The organism is Rhodothermales bacterium (genome assembly GCA_041391505.1).
GTDB lineage: Bacteria > Bacteroidota > Rhodothermia > Rhodothermales > JAHQVL01 > JAWKNW01.
On sequence record JAWKNW010000002.1, the window covers coordinates 1 to 23,162 of the forward strand.

Annotated in this window: 15 protein-coding genes; 9 read left to right on the top strand and 6 right to left on the bottom strand. The window is 66.3% G+C overall.

All coding sequences use genetic code 11. The features are described 5' to 3' along the window. From R2834_02105 to R2834_02135, 7 genes are all read left to right on the top strand, one after another. The coding region (locus R2834_02105; GenBank protein MEZ4699097.1) for an aldo/keto reductase at positions 1-565 on the top strand (565 nt) is incomplete at its 5' end. Between the two features lie 84 nt (positions 566-649). Further along, positions 650-3,400 carry a family 16 glycoside hydrolase gene (locus R2834_02110; GenBank protein ID MEZ4699098.1) on the top strand — a complete coding sequence of 917 codons (2,751 nt, stop codon included), beginning with the start codon at positions 650-652 and terminating at the stop codon, positions 3,398-3,400. A 125-nt stretch (positions 3,401-3,525) separates the two neighbouring features. After that, a complete protein-coding gene (locus R2834_02115) occupies positions 3,526-4,872 on the top strand; it encodes a (Fe-S)-binding protein (protein MEZ4699099.1) in 1,347 nt (448 codons plus the stop codon). 120 nt (positions 4,873-4,992) lie between these two features. Then, on the top strand, positions 4,993-5,775 hold the full coding sequence (locus R2834_02120) for a (Fe-S)-binding protein (GenBank protein ID MEZ4699100.1): 783 nt from the start codon (positions 4,993-4,995) through the stop codon (positions 5,773-5,775). A gap of 127 nt (positions 5,776-5,902) precedes the next feature. After that, on the top strand, positions 5,903-8,806 hold the full coding sequence (locus tag R2834_02125; GenBank protein MEZ4699101.1) for a ThuA domain-containing protein: 2,904 nt from the start codon (positions 5,903-5,905) through the stop codon (positions 8,804-8,806). Between the two features lie 234 nt (positions 8,807-9,040). After that, entirely contained in the window at positions 9,041-9,475 is a 435-nt protein-coding gene (locus tag R2834_02130) for a GNAT family N-acetyltransferase (GenBank protein MEZ4699102.1), read from the top strand. A 5-nt stretch (positions 9,476-9,480) separates the two neighbouring features. Then, complete coding sequence (locus tag R2834_02135; GenBank protein MEZ4699103.1) at positions 9,481-10,221, top strand: ATP-binding cassette domain-containing protein; 741 nt, start codon at positions 9,481-9,483, stop codon at positions 10,219-10,221. Between the two features lie 45 nt (positions 10,222-10,266). On the opposite strand, the gene R2834_02140 is transcribed toward R2834_02135, so the two are convergent. Next, on the bottom strand, positions 10,267-10,551 hold the full coding sequence (locus R2834_02140; GenBank protein MEZ4699104.1) for a hypothetical protein: 285 nt from the start codon (positions 10,549-10,551) through the stop codon (positions 10,267-10,269). A 224-nt stretch (positions 10,552-10,775) separates the two neighbouring features. On the opposite strand from R2834_02140, the gene R2834_02145 reads away from it, so the two are divergent. Then, complete coding sequence (locus R2834_02145; protein MEZ4699105.1) at positions 10,776-11,777, top strand: sugar ABC transporter substrate-binding protein; 1,002 nt, start codon at positions 10,776-10,778, stop codon at positions 11,775-11,777. Between the two features lie 129 nt (positions 11,778-11,906). Further along, a complete protein-coding gene (locus R2834_02150) occupies positions 11,907-12,899 on the top strand; it encodes an ABC transporter permease (GenBank protein ID MEZ4699106.1) in 993 nt (330 codons plus the stop codon). Between the two features lie 150 nt (positions 12,900-13,049). On the opposite strand, the gene R2834_02155 is transcribed toward R2834_02150, so the two are convergent. The 5 genes from R2834_02155 to R2834_02175 form a co-directional block, all read right to left on the bottom strand. Continuing rightward, positions 13,050-14,015, bottom strand: coding sequence for an electron transfer flavoprotein subunit alpha/FixB family protein (locus tag R2834_02155; GenBank protein ID MEZ4699107.1), 966 nt, complete (start codon positions 14,013-14,015; stop codon positions 13,050-13,052). Between the two features lie 140 nt (positions 14,016-14,155). Further along, on the bottom strand, positions 14,156-14,905 hold the full coding sequence (locus tag R2834_02160; GenBank protein MEZ4699108.1) for an electron transfer flavoprotein subunit beta/FixA family protein: 750 nt from the start codon (positions 14,903-14,905) through the stop codon (positions 14,156-14,158). Between the two features lie 145 nt (positions 14,906-15,050). Continuing rightward, the gene (locus tag R2834_02165) at positions 15,051-16,199 is read right to left on the bottom strand and encodes an acyl-CoA dehydrogenase family protein (GenBank protein MEZ4699109.1); all 1,149 of its coding nucleotides are present in this window, start codon (positions 16,197-16,199) and stop codon (positions 15,051-15,053) included. A 202-nt stretch (positions 16,200-16,401) separates the two neighbouring features. After that, positions 16,402-22,158, bottom strand: a complete 5,757-nt coding sequence (locus R2834_02170; GenBank protein ID MEZ4699110.1) for a FlgD immunoglobulin-like domain containing protein — start codon at positions 22,156-22,158, stop codon at positions 16,402-16,404. A 50-nt stretch (positions 22,159-22,208) separates the two neighbouring features. Beyond that, a complete protein-coding gene (locus R2834_02175; GenBank protein MEZ4699111.1) occupies positions 22,209-23,153 on the bottom strand; it encodes a hypothetical protein in 945 nt (314 codons plus the stop codon). Positions 23,154-23,162 lie beyond the last annotated feature (9 nt).

A 23,162-nucleotide genomic window follows, 5' to 3' on the forward strand; every position in this document is an offset into this window, starting at 1 on the left:
AGAGACCCTGACGGCGTTCGACCGGCTGCTCCGCGCCGGCAAGATCCGCGCGATCGGCGCCAGCAACCTGTGGATCTGGCGCATCGCCGAAGCCAATATGCTCGCCGAACTGAAGGGCCTCGCGCCCTACTCGGTCATCGAGCAGCGCTATACCTACCTGCGGCCGCGCCACGGCGCCGATTTCGGCCCGCAGATTTTTATTTCCGACGATCTCAAGCGCTTCGCCACCGCCCATGAGATGACGCTGATCGGGTATTCGATCCTGCTCCAGGGCGCGTACACGCGCTCCGAGAAGCCGATACCCGCGCAGTTCGCCGGCCCGGACTCCGACGATCGTCTCGCCATGCTCCGCGCCGTCGCCGAGGAAGTCAACGCAACCCCGAGCCAGGTGATCATCGCCTGGATGCGGCAGAGTGAACCCTCCATCCTCCCCATCATCGCGGGCAGCAAGCCGGCGCAGGTCAAGGAAAACCTCGACGCGCTCAACGTGCGGCTCACCGAAGATCAGATGGAACGGCTCACCACCGCCGGCAATCCCGACATCAAGCAAGCCTGGCTTCGCTAAATCCAGCGGGCGCCGCCCGCCCTACCCGGCGGGCCCAACGCCTGCCCCACAGTGATGGCCTCGCCATCACGGAGGACACCAACCATGAAACCGACCCGATCACGCCTCGCGCGGATCGCCGTGGCAAGCCTGATGCTCTTGCCCGGCGCGCTCGCGGCGCAACCCCAGGAAGTCATCTTCACGCCCGTCAAAATCGACGGCCCCGTCCATGACCCCCTCAACAATACCTACTGGTACGGCCCGTTTTCCGAGACGGCGTCCGTGCTCGACATCGACAACGACGGCGACTACGACATCGCCGCCGGCCGCAACTGGTATGAGGCGCCGCTCTGGATCAAACACAGCGACTTCCGCCCCGGCGCCGAGATCAACGGCCCCGAGACCGAGAGCAACAGCGAATTCGCGATGGACGTCAACAAGGACGGCTGGACCGACATCGTAAGCTCCGGCTGGATGTTCATGAAAGGCGCCTACTGGTACGAAAACCCCGGACCCAACGCCGAGCCGGGCAAAAAATGGGAATCCCACAAGATTCACCAGGCCTACAACATGGAGGGCGTCATCCATGGAGACATCGACGGCGACGGCGATGAGGACGTGCTGGTCAACCACTGGGCGCTGATACCGGGACAGGGCATGACCTGGATCGAAAACATCGACGAGGCGCCCTGGTTCGTCGAACACGTCGTGGGCACCGATGCCGACACCCACGGCAACGGCCTGGGCGACGTGAACATGGACGGCCGGATGGACATCATCACCGGCCAGGGCTGGTACGAGCAGCCGGCGGACGTGCGGAGCAAAAACTGGCCGTTCCATGCCGACTGGAATTTCGAGGCCGCGCTTGCGAACAAGGCGACCGCGACGGCGCACCCGAACCTGGTGTACGACGTGAACGGCGACGGACTGAACGACGTCATCATCGGTTCGGCCCACTCGTACGGTCTGGCCTGGTACGAACAGCGCGTGGACGCCTCGGGCAAGCGTTCGTTCGAGCACCACTGGATCGAGACCCAGCACAGCGTCTTCCACACGATGGCGCTGGGCGACCTGACCGGCGACGGTAAGGACGATCTGGTGGCCGGCAAGCGCCTCTTCGCGCACTACGGCGGCGACGTAGGCGTGAGCGATCCCTCGTTCGTGTTCTGGTACGACATGAAGGACGGCGCCCCGGAACGCCACATCCTCTCGTACAACCACGTCCCGTATTACCCGGACGAAGGCGGCGCCGGCCCGCCGCCGAACAACGTCGTCGGCGTCGGGATGAAGATCAACATCAAGGACATGGACCACGACGGCAAGAACGACGTCGTGCTCGCCGGCAAGACCGGCCTCTACATCTTCTACAACAAGGGCAACCCGCCCACGCCGAACTTCGCCAACGACCTCGCGCCCTACTACACGTACCCCACGTGGCGCGAGTGGCCGGAATACACGACGCTGTTCAACGGCAAGGACTTCACGGGATGGAAGGTGCCGAAAGGCGACGGGGGCCACTGGAAGGTGGTGGATTTCGCGATCGACTACGACGCGATGTCCAAAGCCAAGGAAAAGGACCTGTGGACCGAGGAGGAATACTGCGACTACAGCCTGCATGTCGACTGGCGCTTCAAGGAAGCGTCCGGCATGTTCGACATGCCGACCATCCTCCCCGACGGCTCCTACAAGACCGACGAGACCGGCCAGATCATCACCGAGCCCATGCCCAACTCGGACTCCGGCATCTACCTGCGCGGCCCTGACCACCAGGTGAACCTGTGGAACTGGCCGGTGGGGTCGGGCGAGATCTGGACCGTGCGCAACAACGACCAGGCCACCCCCGAGGAACGCGCCGCCGCGGTGCCAAAGATGCGGGCGGACAACCCCATCGGCGAGTGGAACTCGATGGACATCAACATGATCGGGGATCGCGTCTCCGTGATGCTCAACGGCCACTGGGTGATCGAAAACGCCCGGATCACCGAGGGCGTGGACGCCGGCACGAGCATGGACAAAAACGGCAACATGGTGATCACGCGGACGCCGATCGCGGCGCTGCCGGCGTGCGGCCCGATCGGCCTCCAGCACCATGGCGGGATGGATCCAAAAACCAAACAGATGATCTCCACCTCCAGCCTCGTCCAGTTCCGCAACCTCTGGATCCGACCGCTCGAAAAAGGCCAGGCCCTGCTCGATGTGACGGACCCGGCCGACGACCCGAACGGCTGGGAGACGCTCTTCAACGGGCGCGACCTGACGGGCTGGATTACCGGCGAGAATAACAAGTTCGTCGTCGAAAACGGCGAACTCACCGTCAAGCGCGACAACCCCGACGGCCAGGAGCACAACCTGGACTACCTCTGGACCGAGAATACGTACGGGGATTTTATCCTCGACCTCGAATTCAAGGTGGTCGATGGCACCAACAGCGGCGTCTTCTTCCGGACGGCGGACATCCTCGACCCGGTCTGGACCGGTCTCGAGATCCAGGTGGCCAACTCGTACGGGCAGAACACGCTCTCCCGAACGGGCACGGCCGGCGCGTTGTACGACCTCAAGGCCCCCGTCAAGAACGCCATAAACGCTCCGGGCGAGTGGAACACGTACCGGCTCCGGACCACCGGCAGCCGCGTCCGCGTCGAGCTCAACGGCGAGCGCGTGCTGGATGTCGACCTCGCCCAGTGGCGCGAGGCGAACCGCAATCCGGACGGCACGCCGAACAAGTTCGCCACGCCGGGCGCCGCCTTTGCGCGTGTGGGCTACATCGGCCTGCAGGACCACGGCAAACCCGTATGGTACCGCAACATCCGCGTGAAGCGCCTCGACGGCCCCAGCAGCGCGTCGATGCACGAGTGAAGCCGGTTTAAGGACTGAGGTTCAAGGTTCAAGGATGGGTTAGACCTTTCTTTGAGCCTTGAACCTCGAACCTTAAACCCGTTTAACCGTTCTGCAACCGACCAATCTGGAGACGATAGAACGGTATGTTGCAGCAGATCCTCTTTATCCTCGTCACCGCCGGCGCATTCGGATGGGCGTACCGTCAGTTCGGCCGCATCCGGTCGAACATTGCCCTTGGCAAGCCGGAGGTCATCGAAGGCGATACGGGTGCGCGGTGGAAAAACGTGCTGCTCGTTGCGTTCGGGCAGAAGAAGATGTTCAAGGAGTGGACGCCGGCCGTCTTCCATTTCTTCATCTACGCCGCCTTCGTCATCACGCAGATCGAGCTGATCGAGATCCTGATCGACGGGTTCACCGGGCGCCACCGCGTCTTTGCCGAACCGCTGGGCGGGTTTTACACGTTCGTCATCGGGTTCATCGAGATCCTGTCGCTTTTCGCCTTCGTCGCGACGATCGTATTCCTGGCGCGGCGCAACCTCCTCAAGATCCCCCGGTTCGTCAAGTCTGAACTCGACGGCTGGCCGCGTCTCGACGCCAACCTCATCCTGATCGGCGAGCTGATCCTGCTGGTGGGCATCTTCAGCATGAACGGGGCGGACACGCTCCTGCAGCAGATCGAACCGGAGCATTACCCGAGCACGGGGACGCTGCCGGTCAGTAGCTGGCTCGGGCCGATGCTCTTCGGCGGGCTGGCGCCGGGCACCCTCGCCGGCATCGAGCGCTTCGGCTGGTGGCTCCATATCCTCACCGTCTACGCGTTTCTCAACTACCTCCCCATCTCCAAACACCTGCACATCGTGCTGGCGTTTCCCAACGTCTATTTCAGCCGGCTCAAACCCCGGGGCGAGATGGACAACATGCCCGAGATCATGAATGAGGTCAAGAGCATGATGGGATTGATCGAGGAGACGCCGGCGGAGGGCGACCTGCCCGTCTTCGGCGTCAACGACATTTTCGGACTGAGCTGGAAGAACCTGCTCGACGCGTACAGCTGCACCGAGTGCGGCCGCTGCACCGCCCAGTGCCCGGCCAACCTTACCGGCAAAAAGCTGTCGCCGCGCAAGGTGATGATGGACATCCGCGACCGCGTCGAGGAGGTGGCGACCAACCTGGCGACCGGCGATGCGACGTTCATCGACCCGGCCTCGGGGGCCTCGAAACTGGAGCCGGCGAACTATGCCGACGGGAAGTCGCTCTTCGACCGCATCACGCCCGAGGAGCTGCATGCCTGCACCACGTGCAACGCCTGCGTGGAAGCCTGCCCCGTCATGATCAATCCGCTGGAGCCCATCCTCGCGATGCGGCGCTACGAGATCCTGACCGCTTCCAGCGGCCCCTCCGAATGGATCCCGATGTTCAACAGCATCGAGAACAACGGCGCCGTCTGGCAGGTATCGGACGCGCGGACGGGGTGGATCGGGGAGGGCTGACGCCCTCCGTTGCAGGTTCAAGGTTTGAGGTTCCAGGCGCTTTTTCTGAATCCAATAACCAACCTGCCATGCTGACCTCCTGTACGCATTAAACCTTGAACGTAGAACCTTACACCCCAGATGATCCCCATCCTCGCCGATCTCATTGCCCAGGGAAAGACCCCCGAGATCCTGTTCTGGGTCGGGTGCGCCGGCAGCTTCGATGCACGGGCGCAGCGGGTGACGCGCGCGTTTTGCGAGATCCTGGGCCATGTGGGCGTCGACTACGCGATCCTGGGCGACGAGGAGCTGTGCACGGGCGACCCCGCGCGCCGCGCCGGCAACGAGTTCGTCTTCCAGATGACGGCGCTGCAGAACGTGGAGACACTCAACGGCTACGGCATCCGGAAGATCGTCACCGCCTGCCCGCATTGCTTCAATTCGCTCAAGAACGACTACCCGGCGCTCGGCGGTTCGTACGAGGTCATCCACCACACCCAGCTCCTCCAGGAACTGATCGACACGGGCAGGCTGAAGCTGAAAGGAGGCGGCAGCTTCAAGGGGAAGAAGGTCACGTACCACGATTCCTGCTATCTCGGCCGGGTGAACGGCGTCTATGAGGCGCCGCGCGCGTTGCTGGAAGTGCTGGATGTGGAGCTCGTGGAGATGAAGCGCTGCAAGACGAAGGGGCTGTGCTGCGGCGCCGGCGGGGCGCAGATGTGGAAGGAAGACGAGCCCGGCGACAAGCGCATCAACATCGAGCGCGCCGAGGAGGCGCTGGCGACGGGCGCGACCGCCATCGCCGCCAACTGCCCGTTTTGCCTCACCATGCTGCGCGACGGCGTCAACGCGAAGGGCAAGGAAGGGCAGGTCGCCGTCTACGACCTATCGGAGCTGATCCTGGACCGGATCCGACCGGAATAGGTCCAAAAAATCTCGATTTGACGCGCCCGGCGCCTGGTTTTTTCGATTCAGCCCTTGACTATCCCGTCCTCCCCCCGTTCCATGAGGGGATCCCATCAGGCTGCTTTCTCCAACCACCAGACGCGTCATGCCTGCTACCCACTACCCCTCCGGGTCCATCGCTCGTCGCTGGATCCCTTCGTTGTGCCTGTTCCTCATCCTCGCCGGCTGCGCGGGCGGAACCGCTACCAGCCAGCAAACGCCGGCGCCGAAATCCTTCCGCATCCTCGTCTTCTCGAAGACCGCCGGCTTCCGGCACGCCTCCATCGAACCCGGCATCGCCGCGATCCAGGCGCTGGGCGCTCGGAACGGCTTTTCCGTCGACGCCTCGGAGGATGCCGCCGTCTTCGCGCCCGACAACCTCGCGAAGTACGACGCCGTCGTCTTCCTGAGCACCACGGGCGACATCCTCGACGCGACGCAACAGGCGGCGTTCGAGGGCTACATCCGCGGCGGCGGCGGCTTCGTGGGCATCCACGCGGCGGCCGACACCGAATACGATTGGGCCTGGTACGGCGAACTCGTCGGCGGCTACTTCAAGCATCATCCGCCGGGCGTTCATCAGGCCGACGTGCAGGTCCTCGACCGGCACTTCCCCGCCACGGCCGGCCTGCCGGCGCGGTGGAGCCGCACCGACGAGTGGTATGACTACAAGGCCAACCCGCGCGGCAAGGTCCACGTCCTCGCCACCCTCAACGAAACGAGCTACGAAGGGGGACAGATGGGCGCCGACCACCCGATCAGCTGGGCGCACGTCTACGACGGCGGCCGGGCGTTCTACACCGGACTCGGCCACACCGACGCCAGCTACAGCGCCCCCCTCTACCTCCAGCATATCCTGGGCGGCATCCGCTGGGCGGCCGGCCAGGCCGAGGGCGACGCCGCGGCCACGATGGCCGGCGCGTTCGAGAAGGTGGTCCTCGACGAGGACACCACCTATCCCATGGAACTCGACATCGCCCAGGACGGGCGCGTCTTCTTCATCGAGCGGGACGGGGCGCTGAAGGTCTGGGACCCCGAGACGGAGCGCACGACGATGGCGGCCTACATCCCGGTGACGACCAAGATCGAGGACGGTCTGCTCGGCCTGGCGCTCGATCCGAACTTCGCGACCAACCAGTGGCTCTACCTCTACTACGCGCCGCTCGACGAGAAGCCGAACCGCCTCTCCCGCTTTACCATGAAGGGTAACGAGCTGGACATGACGAGCGAGATCGTGATGCTCGAGGTGCCCGTCCAGCGTCTCCGCTGCTGTCACAGCGCCGGCAGCATCCAGTTCGGGCCCGACAACAACCTGTACCTCAGCACCGGGGAAAACGGCGGCGGCTGGAACGCGACCGGTGAATACACGCCCGGCCTCTACGAGTGGGATGCCTACTGGGACAACGAGCGCAGCACCGCGAACACGAACGACCTGCGAGGCAAGATCCTGCGCATCCATCCCGAACCCGACGGCTCCTACACCATCCCCGCCGGCAACCTCTTCGAGGACGACGACCTCCGCACGCGTCCCGAGATCTTCACCATGGGCCACCGGAATCCGTTCCGGTTCGATGTCGACGCCGAAACGGGGTGGATCTACTGGGGCGACGTCGGCCCCGGAAACCAGCCGAACCCGGACAACGCGCCCACCGGCTACGAAGAGATCAACCAGGCCCGGAAGCCCGGCTTTTTCGGGTGGCCGCAGTTCGTAGGCCCGAACCTGCCGTACCGGGATCGCGACCCCGCCACGCGCGAGTACACGACCTGGGCCGATCCCGCACATCCCGTCAACGACTCACCGAACAACACCGGCATCCGGAACCTGCCCCCGGCCCAGCCGGCGTTCATCTGGTATTTCTACACGCCCGAAGACCGCTTCCCCGAACTCGGCGCCGGCGGGATGTCGGCCGCCGCCGGACCGATCTACCATTACGATGCGAAGACCGTCAGCCCGCGCGGCCTGCCGGCGTACTACGACAAGAGCGTCTTCATCTACGATTTCATGCGGAACTGGATCATGGAGGCGAAGCTCGACGAGCAGGGCGACCTGATGGAGATCAACCCGCTCTTCAGCGATCTGGAATTCATCCGCCCGATCGACCTGGAGCAGGGCCCCGACGGCCGGCTCTACGCGCTCGAATGGGGCACGGAATTCTGGGGGCAGAACCGCAACGGCAAGCTCGTGCGGCTGGATTATTACGGCGACGAGCCGCACGCCCAACCGACCATGAAGCAGCCCGCGCCCCAGGCGTCGCTGATCCAGGAGCCGCGCGACGGCAGCTTCTTCGATTACGGCCATCCGATCCCGTATCGCGTCGCCGGCGCGGCCGGCGTCCAGCCCTACCTCGGGCACGATACGCACACGCACCGCCTCAAACCGGTCCACGGCGAGACCGGGGAAGTCACGGTCGTGCCTGACCTGTCGCACTGGCCCTACATCATCGACGAGTTTGTCGAACTCGAGGCCGCGCCCCTCGACCCGTCACAGGGCAGTCCCCACCGGATCCGACTGCATCCGCGTCGCTGGCAGGCAGAGAACTACACCGATGCGGAAGGCGCCCAGCTGGTGGTGACCAACAACCGCCAGCGGCCGACGTTCGTCGACGAAACCGAGGTCTTCCTGGAGATGAAAAGCGACGCCTATGCGATGTTCGGCCGCGCCGACCTTCAGGGCATCGCCTCGGTCGCCCTGCGCGTCGTCCCCGAAGCGACCGGCTCGGTCGAGCTGCGTCTCGACGCGCCCGACGGGCTGCTCCTGGGCCGCGCCGCATTGACGCCGGCGCCGAAGGTTGAAGACAAGACCACCGGCGACCCACCGCCGGGAGAAGGCGCGCCGCGCTTCCGTATCGTACGGATCGAGGGCTGGACCGAAGTAGACGTGCCGATTCAGGCTCCGCCGGGCGCCCACGACGTGTACGTCGTCTTCCGTGGGCCGGCCGGCGATGTCGCCAAGTTCGACTGGGTGGCGTTCCGGGCCTCCGGCGCGGGATCCTCGACGGACGCGCCGTGAATGGGGTGTGGGAGTTTGGGGGTATGGGGGTGTGGGAGTAGGGAGTGTTTGGGTGGGGGGTATGGGAGTTTGGCGGTGTGGGAAGGTGCTTGGCATGCTCCACCCGCCCATTAATTCTACCCCCCAAACCCCCACACCCCCAAACTCCCATACTTCCACACCCCCAAACTCAGTCCCTCGTGCGAAATACGGCGCCAGTGCGTATCATCCCGGCGGTACGCTATCCCACAACCCATGACGATCGAAACCGCGACCGCCGTCACTGACGAACTCGTTGCAGCCTTCGGCCGGCTGGTCCCCCACCTGACCGACTCGGTGGCTCCGCCCGACCGCGACGCGCTCGCTCGTCTGCTCGATTCCGGCGGCACGACGCTCCTGCTGGCCCGTCTCGACGGGACCGTCGAGGGCGCGCTGGCGCTGGCGATGTACCGGATTCCCACGGGCGTCCGGGCGTGGATTGAGGACGTCGTCGTGACGCCGGCCGCGCGCGGGCGAGGGGTCGGGCAGGCGCTGGTCGAACACGCGCTGGAGCTGGCCCGCGAGGCCGGCGCGGCGAGTGTGGAGCTGACGTCGCGGCCGGAGCGGGAGGCGGCCAACCGGCTCTACCGCCGGCTGGGCTTCGACCAGCGTATCACCAACGTCTACCGTTTCACCTTCGATCGTCCCTGATCCCGATGGCCGATTTTCCCCTGTTGCGCGTCGACCGCGTGTCGAAACGGTTCGGCGCCGTGCAGGCGTTGTCCGAGGTCAGCCTCGACGTGCGCGGCGGCGAGGTGATCGCCCTGCTGGGCGACAACGGCGCCGGCAAATCGACCCTGATCAAAGTCATCGCCGGCAACATCGCGCCCGACGAGGGCGACATCCTGGTCGACGGCGCATCGGTGCTGCCGCTGTCGCCGGCGCGCTCCCGGTCGCTCGGGATCGAGACGGTGTATCAGGACCTGTCGCTGTGCCCCAACCTCGGGGTGGTCGCCAACTTTTTCATGGGGCGCGAACGGGTGCGCCGGCGTTTTGGCCTGCCTATGCTCGATGAACAGGCGATGGCGACGGAGACCGTGGAGGCGCTCGAGCGCATCGGCGCGAAGCTGCCGTCGGTCGATGCGCACGTGGGGCAGCTGTCCGGCGGCCAGCGCCAGGCCATCGAGCTGGCGCGGTTCGTCCACTGGGGCGGCCGGCTGGTCATCCTCGACGAGCCCTTCGCCGCCCTGAGCGTCGAGCAGACGCGCCGGGGCCTCGATCTCATCCAGCGCGTGCGCGAGCGCGGCATCGCCGTGATCGTCATCACCCACAACATGGCGCACGCCTTCCGGGGCACCGACCGGGTCGTCGTGCTGCGTCAGGGCCGCGTCGTCAGCGACAAGCCGACGGCGGAGACGAACGCCGACGAGGCCGTTTCGGCAATAACGGGCGATTGAACTGCCCCCACGGTAAGCCGGCGAACGACGGCCTGCCGCTGCATCCTACACGGCAACTGAGACCAGTACTTGCGCCTGAGGCGCACCGGCGAGTCCCGGCGAGTTCGCCGGTGTTGACCACACGTTTGCTTCGAGGAACTGCTTGAATTTTTCTGCCTCGGCCGCCGAGTTAAAATCTAAATCGACCAGTATGTACTGATCGTCACTGGCAGGTTGAAAAATCCGAAACGAGCGAACGCCACCCCGCTCTCTTGCATCGGCAAATCTGCCGAACGCCGTCAACCAAGTTTGGAGATCGTTAATGGCGTGTTCGATGCGTAGCGTTGCCATAAGCCCTGATTCCTGCCTCTACGGCGGCTCTGGTTGTGTGGGGAGGATCCCTTACCGGTCGCCCGCATCTAGTGTAGATCCTGGCAGGCATCCTGGTTTGCTCTGCTACAGATAACGTAGCGTCATAATTCTACGGGTTAAACGACACACAGGGTCAAGTCGCTAGGACGCAATGCCCACTTTCCAGTATACTTAGCCCTATTGAAACCCGCACCATATATCCAATGAAATATCTGCTTCTCCTTACGCTGCTCCTCCTCGCCGGCTGCGCCGCCGGCGATACCGGCAAGGGCACCGTCATCTACCTCGCCCCCACCCTGCTCGACGAGTTCCAGACCGAATCGGTGTCGACCATCGAGTCGGCCCTAAAAGCCAGCGGGTATGCCGTGCGGACGCTCGACGGGCAGAACCGGTCGGACATCCAGCTCAACCAGCTTGACGACGCCCTGCTGCTGAACCCGAAGGCCGTGATCGTCAGCGCCGTAGATTTCGACGCCGTCGGCCCCGGCATCGAGAAGGTGCGCGCGGCCGGCATCCCGGTGATCTCGTACGACCGCCTCATCACGAGCACAAAGCTGGACCTGACGGTCGTCGCCGGCACCGTCGAGATCGGCGAAATCGCCGCCCGCGAGATCGCCCGATTGCTCGAGGGCCGGCATGGGTCGGTTCGCGGCACGGTCCTCCAGATCCTGGGCGACCCGGGCGACAACTACACGCTCGACATCCAGAAAGGCTTTGAAGACGTGATGGCGGCGTATCCGGACGTGACGATCCTCTCGAACGCCGCGCTGCAGTGGGAGGCCGCCAACGCCGGCGACATCGCCGAGGACCAGCTGCTCGTTCACCCCGAAATCGACCTCATCTTCGTGCATGCGGCCCACCTCGCGGTGCCGGTCGTGGCCGCGATGGAGGCACGGGGCAAGCAGCCGGGCGACGTCATGCTCGTCAGCTCCAACGGCGCGCCCGTCGGGCTGGACCTCATCCGCCAGGGCTGGGAGCAGGTGGAGGTCGAACAGCCGCTCTACGCCCAGGTGTACGGCATCATCGAATTTCTGGACCGGCTGATCGCCGGCGAGGCGCTGACCCCGGGCAGCTACACCATCCTCGGCCTGGAGAGCACGCTGACCGACGAGCCCTGGGGCCCCACCCTCAAGATCCCCGGCGCGGCCATCCGCGCGGACAACGTCGACGACCCGCGGTTCTGGGGGAATCTGACGCCTCCCTGATGCCCCTGCATCTGGGAGGGTTTCATGTTTCAGGTTACACGTTTCATGTTGGTGGACCGCATCGTCATCCCCAATCGGGGTTGGGGATGGCTACCGCGACGTTCGCCAATTCGACGCTACATACCACACATGCCCACAGCCACCCTTTCGGCCAGACCCGCCATCCTCCCTAGCCTCATCGATCATCTGGTGTGGATCATCCTCGCCGGCGTGCTCGTGGTGTGTTCGCTGACTATCGAGAACTTCTTCCAGACCGGCATCTTCGTCAACATCGCGCGGCAGGCGACGTTTGTGGGCATCCTCTCCGCCGGCCTCGCGCTGGTGATCATCGCGGGGCATATGGACCTGTCGATCGAGTCGGTGATGGCGTTTTCGGCGATGCTGGCCGCGTATCTCGTCGGGTCGAACGGGGCCGGACTCGGGTTGGCGATCCCCGTCTGGGCGACGCTGTTGCTGTCGCTGGCGGTGGGCGCCGGCGTGGGGCTCCTCAACGGCTGGCTGGTGATCCGGCTGAAGATCAACGCGTTTATCGTGACGCTCGCGACGTTCATCACCGTCCGCGGCCTCGCGCTGGTGCTGGCCGGCGGGCGGTCGGTGTTCGGCCTGCCGGATGCCTTCCGGGGCGTCGCCAACGCGGAGCTGCTGGGGATCCCCGTTCTGGTGCTCATCCTGGCCGCCGTCTACGGGGTTTTGCACGTGGTGCTGACGCGGATGCGGTTCGGGCGCTACCTGTACATGATCGGGGGGAACGCGACGGCGCCGTTCCGCGCCGGCATCGCGGTGGACCGCATCCTGTGGCAGGCGTTCGTGCTTTCGGGCGTGCTGGCCGCACTGGCCGGGTGGCTGCTGGCGTCGCGGACGAACGGGGCGACGGCCAACCTCGGGACGGGGATGCTCTTCGAGGCCTTTGCGGCGGTCGTGATCGGCGGGGTGAGTCTGACGGGCGGCGTGGGCCGGCTGAGCGGCGTGATCGCCGGCGTGCTGCTCCTGAGCACCATCGACACCGCGATCAACGTGATGGGCCTACCGCCCCACTACATGCAGGTCATCCGCGGCGGCCTCGTGCTGCTCGCGGTGCTGTTCGACTCGGCGAAGACCTCGCTGCGCCGGCTGGCGGAGTGACGCACGTAAATGCACGCATTCTGGCGAATCCAACTGTTTTCGGTTTGAGGGTACACGTTGAAGCTTTAAGCACAGGGAGTCCCGTCTTGAACCTTACCCATTGAACCTTGAACCGGTGCGAAAATCCAGCAGGATTTTCGTACGAAGCGCTCAGCCCTTCACCTTCTTGACCGCCTCGGTCATCGCCGGCAGGACCTCGAACACGTCGCCGACGATCCCGTAATCGGCCACTTTGAAGATGGGCGCCTCGGGGTCCTTGTTGACGGCGACGATGTATTTGGAGGACGACATGCCGGCCACGTGCTGGATGGCGCCGGAGATGCCGCAGGCGATGTAAAGCGTCGGCGATACCGTCTTGCCCGTCTGCCCGATGTGTTCTTCGTGGGGGCGCCAGCCGTCGTCGGAGACCGGGCGCGAGCAGCCCGTCGCCGCGCCGAGGGCGCCGGCGAGGTCTTCGATGATGCCCCACTTGTCGGCCCCCTGGAGGCCGCGGCCGCCGCTGACGATGATGTCGGCTTCCGTCACGTCCAGCTTGTCGCTGCTGCCGCCCTCATAGGCCTCGACGACGACGAGCGGCTGGGGCACGGTCACGCTCAACGTCTCGACCCGGCCGGCGACGGGCGCTTCCGCCGCCTTGATCGATTTCGACCGGAAGGTGGCCATCACCACGGGGCCGGTCACCTTGACCTCCGCGAGCGCCTTGCCGGCGTACATCGGGCGCGTGAAGACGATGGATCCGGCATCGACGCGGAAGGCGGTGCAGTCCTGCGCCAGGCCGGCGCCGAGCGCCTGCGCGGCGCGCGCCATGACATCCTTCCCCGTGAAGGTCGCCCCCATCAGCACCACCGAAGCGTTTTGCTGCCGGGCGACGTCGGCCACGACCGCGGCATACGCATCCGGGCTGAACGCCTCGAGCTTCGGGTCTTCCACCACGTAGGTCGTCCCGACCCCGTACGCCGCCGCCTCGCCGGCGTGCGCGGCGACACCGCTGCCGCCGATCATCAGCGCCGCCACGTCCTTCGACAGGGCCTTGCCGAGTTCAACGGCCGCCGTAAACACTTCGTGATTGATCGGGCGAACGCTGCCCTGCAGGATATCGGTAATGACGAGGATCATGGGAGAGATCGTAAAATGGAAATCGTAAATCGCAAAATGGAGCGCGTAAATCGCAAGGCGGGATGACGTGTCGCAGATCGGAAACGGCGTTCTGTTCGCAAAAAGCGATCAATTTGCCTTCTGCGATCTGCGATTTCCGATCAAATCACCCTGGCTTCTTCATGCAGCAGCCGGACCACCTCGGCGGCATCGGCAGCGCCGTTGGTGAAGAGCTTGCTTCCGGATTTCTGGGGCGGCAGCGTGAGTTTTTCGATGCGGAGCGCCGGCGCCTGGAGCGTCGGCTGCGCCACGTCGATCGGGACGCGCTTCGCCTGCATGATGCCGCGGAGCGAGCGGTAGCGCGGTTCGTTCAGATGCCGGTTCGCGCCGATCACCGCCGGCAGGCTGAACCGCAGTTTTTCGTGCCCGCCCTCGACTTCTCGAAGCGCCGTCGCCTGGTTGCCGTCGATCTCCAGCTTCACGACCACCGTCGCGCACGGGATGCCGAGGATCTGCGCGAGCCGGGAGGGCACCTGCCCGTGGTCGTCGTCGATCGCCTGGCGGCCGGTGAAGATGATATCGAAGCCGGCGGGGCCGAGGACGTCGGCCAGCGCCTTCGCGGTGACGGCCGGATCGGCCGGCACGGCGTCGCAGTGCACCCGGATGGCCTTGTGGGCGCCCATCGCCAGGGCTTCACGAATCGTCTTCTCCACCGAAGGCGGCCCCATCACCACGACGGTCACCTCGCCGCCGTTCGTCTCGCTCAGTTTTACCGCCTCTTCGATCGCAAACTCGTCGTAGGGGCTGATAATCCACTGGATGCCGTCTTCCTGAATCGACGTTCCATCCGCCGCGATCTGCACCTTCGTCGTGGTGTCAGGCGTGGCTTTTACACAGACTGCGAGTTTCATAGATACCGTAACGTGTGCTTTGAATTAGCCCTTATTAAACACGTGCAACCCTGAACGATGCGCAATCCCTACTGGATCCCCGATCGGGGTCGGGGATGACGAACCGCTTTGAGACTACCGGGCGACAGCTGTTTGAACCTGAGACCTACAATCCCAGCCACTTGGCGAGGATGTTGCGCTGGATCTCGTTCGTGCCGGAGTAGATCTTGCCGCCGATCGAGTCGCGCAGGGCGCGTTCGACTTCATATTCGGTGGTGAAGCCGTTGCCGCCGAAGATCTGGACGGTGTCGAGCGCGGTCTGGACCAGCGCTTCGGCCACGAAGATCTTCGTCATGGACGCATCGATGGCCACGTCGCGGGCCTTGTCGAGCCGGCTCGCGCCTTTATACGTGATCAGGCGGGCGGCGTCGAGGCGGATCTTCATGTCGGCGATCTTGTGCGAAACGGCTTCGTACTTGCCGATCGGCTGACCGAAGGCCGTGCGTTCCTTTGCGTAGGCGACCGACTTGTCCAGCAGCCGCTGCATCGTGCCGCAGTGTTTGGCGCCGATGCAGACGCGCTCCCACTCCATCGACTGGGTGAAGATGTTCGTGCCGGCGCCCTCGCCGCCCACGAGCGCCGAATCGGGCACCCAGACGTTATCGAGCACCACCTCGCCGATCGGCGACGTGCGGAGCCCCATCTTCTCGAACTTCTGGCCGGGATTAAATCCCCCTTCCCCTTTTTCGACGAGGAAAACGGACGTCCCGCCGTAATATCCTTTTTCGATATCGGTCATCGCGTACACGATAGCCAGATCCGCGACCGGACCGTTCGTGCTCCAGATCTTCGTGCCGTTGATCCGGTAGCCGTTCCCGTCGCGGATGGCGCGCGTCTTCATCGCGTAGGCGTCCGACCCGGTGCCGGGCTCGGACATCGCGTTCACGGCGATCATGGTGCCGTTGCTGAGTTTCGGCAGGTATTTACGCTTCTGCTCCTCGCTCCCGTGCATCGTAACCGGGATGACGCAGGCCAGCAGGTGTGCGCAGATCGAAAACGAAAGCCCGCTGTCCGCCGAACCGTAGCCGAGCGCCTCGAGCGCCACGGCCGTCGACACCGGATCGAGCCCGAGGCCGCCGTATTCTTCCGGCACAGGCAATCCCTGAAGGCCCATTTCGCCGCATTTCAACCACAATTCGTGCGGAAATTCCTGGTTGCGGTCGCGCTCGATGACGCCTTCGCTCAATTCTCTCCGGGCAAACGAGACAATTTCATCCCGGAGTATCTTCTGGTCTTCCGTCAGAGAAAAATCCATATATAAAACGCTGATACCGTTGTGAGTCTATCGAATCCGTGCGGGTGGATATGCGGGGAAGCCTGGAACCGTGTGCAATCCTACCCTCTGTCCTTTCAGGATTCGGCCACTACGGAGAACGGCTGTGGCCGGGATCAAATACTCCCGGCAGTATCGGCGATGGAGCGGCGAACGTTTAGCGCGGGCGTCACACGGCGTCAACTCAGCGAACCCGCACCGTCGCGCGGGTTTCGGCGTTCGAGCCGGCCTGGATGCGCACGATATACAGCCCGCTGGCCGCCGGCGTGCCCGACGTGGTGCGCCCGTCCCAGATGACGCTGTGCCGGCCGGCGGGGCGCTCCTCGCCCGCCAGCAACACCGCCACGCGGGCGCCGAGGGCGTTGTAGACTTCGAGCGTCACGCGTTCCGACGCGGGCAGATCGAACGGGATCGTCGTCGCGGCCTGGAACGGGTTGGGGAAGTTCTGCCCGAGCTGGAAGGTCGTGGGCAGATCGACGGGCTGCTGCGTGGCGAGGAACGCCGGCGTGCCGACCGCGATCCGGAGCCGGCGGGGCGCATCGGGGCTCGCCGAGGCCAGCGTATAACCCGGCTCCGACCGGAGATCGATCGTCTGCCCGAGCGTCTCGTCGATCAGTCGGATCCCGAATTCCGCCGGCACCGCATCCAGCCCCTCAAAGGCCAGGTCTACCGGCTGGTGCGTCGTCCCGTACGCCTCGATCGACCACACCAGCCCCTCCTCCGCCGGCGGACGCGCGTCCACCCGGTAGCGGCCAGGCAGGCCGGGCCGGGCCGGCTGGACCACATCGACCCCGACATACGCGCCCAGGCGAGGCGGCGTCGGACGGTCATGCGCATCCCATTCGGGCGTAGCACCTTCCCGTACCTGCAGCTCGGTGCTCGCATCGTTCACCGCCCCGCTGGACGCCACGATGCGGATGCCCCAGGCCGTCGAATCCTCCTGCGCCGCCTGGACGGACGCGGAGCCGATGTGCGGATCAAACAGCAGCACGTCGGCCTGGTCGACATACAGCGCGTACCCCTGGTACGGCCGGAGGGAGTCGGCCACGGGCCGCGTATAATCGCGGACGTCGCGGATGGGCCGGCCCGACGCGAGCGCGAGGTTGCCCACCGGCAGGGAAAACGCGAACGGATTGCCGATGAGGCTCCAGCCCGCCGGCACCTCCAGGGCGAACGGTTCGTGGATCGCCTCGGTGAGGCCGGCGCCCATGTCAAACTCCGGCGCGCCCGTGAACGATATCAGCCAGTAGCCGCGACCGGGTTCGAGCGCCTCGATGGCCCGGAACTCCGTCAGCGTCGAGTCCGCGCCCGGGGCCTGATGCGCCTCGAAAAAGCGCCATTTTTTCGGGTCATAGGCGTCAAAATCGTCGACCAGGTGGGCCGCCGGCGCGCGGTCGTCCAGTTCGAGGGGGAATGAGATGATCCGGTACGTCAGCCCGGGCAGTGCCTGACGGGACCGCAAGCCGTCGACGCGGACGCGCAGCGACTGCGTCAGCACGTCGCTCGGCGGCACAAAGTCGCTCCGCGTCGTGCGGCCGGTGGCGCTGATGAAATATTCGATGCCGCGTTCGGTGACCTCGCCGGCGGGGATCTGGTACGCGTAGGCGGACGGCTCGCCCGAGGGCTGCATGGCGACGCTCCGGTAGGCCGTCTCGCCGCCATTGCGATAATAGAGATCGACCGTGTCGATGCTGAACCGGCCATCGACCGGCCGGCTGGCCTCGTCGACCACCACGGCGTCGATCGTATAGGGCGAACGCGCCTGCGCGACGGCCGGCTCGGAGGCTACGTACAGCGGCGCGAGGAGCGTCGTCACGGTCACCTCGAGCGTATCCACGGCGCTACCGCTGAAAGCATCGGCCGCCTGGACGGCGATGCGCGCGATACCCGGCCGTTGCGGAAATACGTTCAGGGTGTCGCCGGCCAGCGCCACGGAGGCGGCGGCATAGGACAGGCTGTCGGATGCAAACGCGAGCGGGTCGCCGTCCGGGTCGATAAAGATGTCATCGAGCGCGATCCGCAGCGGCGGGTCGCCCAGCACGAGCGTCATCGGCTCGAAGCCCGTCGTGCGGATGCGGGGCCGGGCGTTCACCGCATAGGTGCGCTGCTCGCTCTCGGCCAGGATGTCGCCGGCGCCGTCGGCGGCGGTGAGGAAAAAGGTGACGACGTCGAGTTCCGCCTGAGGGGGCAGCACGGCGACGTAGGTGGAGCGATCCGCCGCCGCGGCGACCGCATCGCCGGCCTGCCCGAGGGCGGCGAGCTGCGCGGCCGTCGCCGGCACCATCGGGAGCGGGGGCTGGAGCGCCTCGTTCAGCCGCCAGTTGAGCAGCACGGTTTCCATGAGGGCGAGGTCCGCCGGGTCGGCATTGAACGTGCCCGATACGAGCACGCTGCTGCGCACGTTGGGCACGGCCGGCGAGAACGACGGCGTCACGGGAATGCCTGGCTGGCCGCCGGCGATGTTGGAGGAAGCCACCTCCTGGCCGCCGCGCTCGGCCGCGATTCGGTAAAAATAGACGCGGCCGTTTTCGAGCGGCTCGTCGACGAACGTCGTATCCGACCAGCCCTCCGCGAGATCGACCCAGTCGGCGCCGTCGGCCCGGTCGGTGCGGAGTACCCGGTACGAATCGAACAGGCCCTGCGGCGGCTCCCAGGTGAGGATCAGGCGCCGGCTTCGTGGCGACAGCGACAGCCGGAAGTCGTCCAGATTGAGCACCCGGTACAGCCGATCGCCGCTGCGCACCGTGTTGCCGAGCAGGTCGCCGGCCGAAACGGCGAACCGGATGGTATCGCCCGGAGCGGCCGGCGGAATGAGGGCCGCGAAGGTCGAGTCGGTCAGCGGCTGCATCACCACGGTGCTGTCGCTCTCGCCGCCGACCGCGCGCCAGAGCAGCCGCACGGACGCCGCGTCGAGGTTCGCATCCTGATCGACGATGGTCGCGATGACCTCCACGGACTCCGTCGAACGGGGCGGGTCGGGCGCGGCGACGAGGTCGACAATCACCGGCGCGACGATGCGCGGCGTGGCGCTGGCCCGGTCGGACGGCCCGCTGGCGCCGAGGGCGTTGACGGCTTCGACCCAGTACGTGTAGGTGGTGTCGTTCACGACCGACGTATCGCGGTAGGCCGTCGATACGATCCCGGGCAGGACGAGGGTATCCGACGCTGACGAGCGGGTGCGGAAGAGCGTGTAGGACGCCGCCCACTGCGCCGGCTGCCACGTCAGATCGACTCGCCGGTCGCGTGCTATGGCTGTCAGACCGGTCGGCACATCCGGCACCGCCGGGATGGCGGCGCCGATCTGGTTCGAGAAGGCGCCGTTGCGATCCGCGACGCGGTAGTAGTAGGTCTGGTTGCGGATGACCGTGGTATCGCGATACACGAGACCGGCCAGGCCGGTCACGAGGATGTCCGCCGGTGTGAGCGCGCTGTCGGCGCGCGCGTCGAGTGTGCGGTACAGGGTGAACGGCGCGCCGCCGTTATCCGTCCACGAAAGGAGCACGGACGGGGCGATGGCGTCGACGCGGGCCAGCAGGGCGATGGCGCCCGGCTCCAGCACCGTCACGAGGAACGACGTCGACACGGCCGGATGCAACCCGTCCGTCGCGGCGAGCGTAACGCGCGCCGTGTCTGCGCGGAGCGGGGCGACGCGCACGGTCCGGGCCAGCGAATCGAGGGTCACCTCCACGGCATCCGAGCTGGCCGCGACACTGAAGTCGAGCGGATCGCCTTCGGGGTCGGCAAACAGGGTATCCAGCCCGATGACGTAGGGCGGCGCGTCGACGAAGAGGGTGGTATCGGGGACGAGGCCGATCACGGCCGGCGGCAAATTCCGGAACGGCGTCGCCTCCGCCGGCTCCGACGGGGCGCTTTCGCCAACACGATTCGATGCAGTGACCCAGTAGCGGTAGGTCGTGCCATTTTCAACCGCCGTATCGACGTACGCCGTATCCGCCAGGCCGGTCACGCGGAGGGTATCCAGCGCCGGCGACGTGCGGTACAGGCTGTAGGTGTCGGCCCCGGGGGCGGTCCGCCAGAGGAGGTCGACCACGCTGTCGCCGGCCCGCGCGGTCAGGCCGGTCGGCGCGGGAGGAACATCCGGCACCGCCACGCCCGCTTCGTTCGAGAACGCCCCGGTGGCCGATCGGACGCGGTAGAAATAGGCGGCGCCGCGCGTCAGGTCCGCATCGACGTACACCGTGTCGGACAAATTGGCCTGCAGGATATCGTCCGCTGTCAGCGCCGTGCTGTCGGCAGGGGCTCCCGTGCGATAGAGCGTGTACGGTCCGGCGCCCGCCGGCGACCAGGTCAGCGTGATCTCGGCGGCGAGCGTGTCGAGACGGGCGCTCAGCAAGACCTCGGGCGGCGCGCCGACGCGGTAGCCGAGCGTATCGCCGGCCGCCGCATGGCCCTTCGCATCGACGGCGCGCACCGTGAACGCGACGGTATCGCCGGCGGCCTGCGGAGGAATCGTACCCACGAACGGCGCTCCGGCCCTCATCGTGACGGGATCCTGTGGCACGTCGTTCAGCCACCAGACGACCTGCACCGAGTCGGCCACGAGATTCCCGTCCGGATCCGAAACGACCGCCTCGACCCGCACGGCATCGAGGGCCGACGGCGCGAGCGGCGCGAACGTCAGGCCCGCAACCACAGGCGGAACGGCTTGCGGCGTCACGATCGCCGGCGCGGAGCGCGGACTCTCCTGCTCGCCCGACACGGCGCTCACCTCGTAGGTGTAGGCGACGCCGTTGACCAGGCCGGCATCCACAAAAACCGTATCCGGTGTCTCGCCCACCAGCACGTTCTCCCGGTAGACACGATAGGCCTCGGCATCCGCAACCGGTCCCCATCCGATGCGCGCCTCGCCGTCGCCGGCAGCGGCGGCGGCAATGACCGGGGCCGGCAGGGGCGGCGTCGCGATCGTGGCGAGCAGCGCATTCGAGGGCGCGCTTTCGGTCGCGGCGTCGGTGGCCGTCACCGTGTAGCTGTACGTCCCGTCCGCCAGGCCGGCGTCGACATAGCCGAGCGCGCCGGTCGAGGCGATCAGCGCGCCGTCGCGGTACACGTTGTACCCCGTCGCGCCGGCGGAGGCCGTCCACGCCAGCGAGACATCGCGGCCGGCGACGTCGGCCGACAGCAGCGTCGGCGCGATCAGGCCGGAGCCTCCCGGGACGGCGCTCGCCTCGCCGGAAAACGCGCCCCGGATCGTCAGCGTCGAGGCGTCGACACGGACGCCGTCGGCGAGGGACAGCACGCGGTAGAAATAGGTCTCTCCGGCCGAGACGGCGGCATCCCGGTACGCGGGGGCCGTCGTCGTCGCGAGCAGATCGGCTTCGGCGGGCTCGCCCGGCAGCGTCGAGGCGGTCGTTCGGTAGATGGCGTAGGTATCCGCGCCGGCAGCCGCATCCCACGTCAGCTCGATGGCGCCGGCGGCCGGCGAGGCGGCCAATCCGTCCGGGGCGGCGGGGACGACGTTGAACGAACCGTCGTTCGTGACGGTATCGATGCGCCGGAGCACCCCGCCGATGAAGATGTGGTCGAGCAGTTCGAAGGCGACCTCCACCTGGGCGGCGTCATCGACCAGGCCCAGATCGAACGCCGGCCTGAACACATGCTCCTGCGGCGTCGATATCGCCTCATCCTTGGTGGTGGCGAGCAGGACCCGCTGGTCGGGCTGCGCGACGCCATTCACCCACCAGCGCATCGACACGCCGTCGTCTTCGCCGTCCTTGAAGTCGCTGTTGTTCGTGACGCGGAGCGCCAGCGTCAGGGCGGCGCCCGCTTCCGGGCCCACCGGATCGAGGTACAGCGAGTCGATCGTGGGGCATCCCGAGCCGTTGCCTCCGTTGCTCTGGACGCACACCGATTCCGTCCACCGCAGATCCGTCTGCGCCGCGACGGGCCGCGCGCCGACACCCAGCGCTGCCAGGACGAGCATGAGCCCGAAAAGCCTATGTACGAGCGTTTTTCGCATCGCGCGCGCCGGCATCAGTTCGTGGGCGAGGGAAAGGCCGGCGGGACGGGCAGCGACTGGTCCTCCGGCGGCTTGACGATCCAGGCGATGGCGCCTCCGATCAGCCCGGCGCCGACGGCGGCGCCGACGATGCGCCGGCGACGCAGGACCAGTTTATGCTCCGCCGCGCGGGCGGTGGCCTCCGCCAGTTCGGCGCGGGTGAGCGCCGCGGCAAGCCGTTCCGCCGCCACGGCGGCCGCTTCGTTCGCCTCTTCCCGCTCCGTCTCCGCGGAGGCGAGCAGCCGGCGGGCCCGGTCGGCGCGCGCCTCGGCCGAATCTGCCTCCGCCTCGGCCAACGACGCCCGCAGGGCGGCATCGGCGCGCAGCGAGTCGGCCCGGCGTGCCTCCTCTTTGGCAAGAAGCGCGATCGCGTCGAGCGAGTCGGCCTGCTGCTTGGCGGCGTCCGCCTGTATCCGGGCGAGACGGGCGAGGGAGTCGGCTTCGGCCGCCTGGAGGCTGACCTGTTCTACCCGCTGCTCGGCCGCGCTGGCCCGGGCGGCCTGGACCTCGGCCAGCGCAACGGCTTCATCGCGAGCCGCAAAGGCGACAGAGATCTCCTGCTTGGCATCCGAGGGTTTGAACAGCTCGAGGTAATAGCGGGAAAACTCGGCCTCGTCCGGTTCGTACAGCGGGTCCAGTTCCCGGATCTTTTCCGCATACTCGCGCGCCTTGTAGGTGCGCTCCTCCCCGATCCAGGCGAGGGCGAGCAGCTTATAGGCCTCGATCCGCTGCTTTTCGTCGGCGATGTTCTCGGGCGGGCAGGTCTCGAAGAGTCCGATCACCTCCCGGAACCGGCTGTTGTCATACTGCCGCTGGGCGCGCCAGAGGACCAGTTCGCAATCGCCGCGCCCCTGTGCGCGGGTCGGCGCCGCGTCCACGAAGGCGGCGAGCATGAGCAGGACGAGCAATGCGTATCGCATATGGGCTAC

Coding starts and splice junctions, on each gene's coding strand:
- R2834_02120 (MEZ4699100.1), top strand. CDS start 4,993: ATGATCCCCATCCTCGCCGATCTCATTGCCCAGGGAAAGACCCCCGAG.
- R2834_02110 (MEZ4699098.1), top strand. CDS start 650: ATGAAACCGACCCGATCACGCCTCGCGCGGATCGCCGTGGCAAGCCTG.
- R2834_02135 (MEZ4699103.1), top strand. CDS start 9,481: ATGGCCGATTTTCCCCTGTTGCGCGTCGACCGCGTGTCGAAACGGTTC.
- R2834_02170 (MEZ4699110.1), bottom strand. CDS start 22,158: ATGCTCGTCCTGGCAGCGCTGGGTGTCGGCGCGCGGCCCGTCGCGGCG.
- R2834_02160 (MEZ4699108.1), bottom strand. CDS start 14,905: ATGAAACTCGCAGTCTGTGTAAAAGCCACGCCTGACACCACGACGAAG.
- R2834_02130 (MEZ4699102.1), top strand. CDS start 9,041: ATGACGATCGAAACCGCGACCGCCGTCACTGACGAACTCGTTGCAGCC.
- R2834_02165 (MEZ4699109.1), bottom strand. CDS start 16,199: ATGGATTTTTCTCTGACGGAAGACCAGAAGATACTCCGGGATGAAATT.
- R2834_02145 (MEZ4699105.1), top strand. CDS start 10,776: ATGAAATATCTGCTTCTCCTTACGCTGCTCCTCCTCGCCGGCTGCGCC.
- R2834_02150 (MEZ4699106.1), top strand. CDS start 11,907: ATGCCCACAGCCACCCTTTCGGCCAGACCCGCCATCCTCCCTAGCCTC.
- R2834_02115 (MEZ4699099.1), top strand. CDS start 3,526: ATGTTGCAGCAGATCCTCTTTATCCTCGTCACCGCCGGCGCATTCGGA.
- R2834_02125 (MEZ4699101.1), top strand. CDS start 5,903: ATGCCTGCTACCCACTACCCCTCCGGGTCCATCGCTCGTCGCTGGATC.
- R2834_02175 (MEZ4699111.1), bottom strand. CDS start 23,153: ATGCGATACGCATTGCTCGTCCTGCTCATGCTCGCCGCCTTCGTGGAC.
- R2834_02140 (MEZ4699104.1), bottom strand. CDS start 10,551: ATGGCAACGCTACGCATCGAACACGCCATTAACGATCTCCAAACTTGG.
- R2834_02155 (MEZ4699107.1), bottom strand. CDS start 14,015: ATGATCCTCGTCATTACCGATATCCTGCAGGGCAGCGTTCGCCCGATC.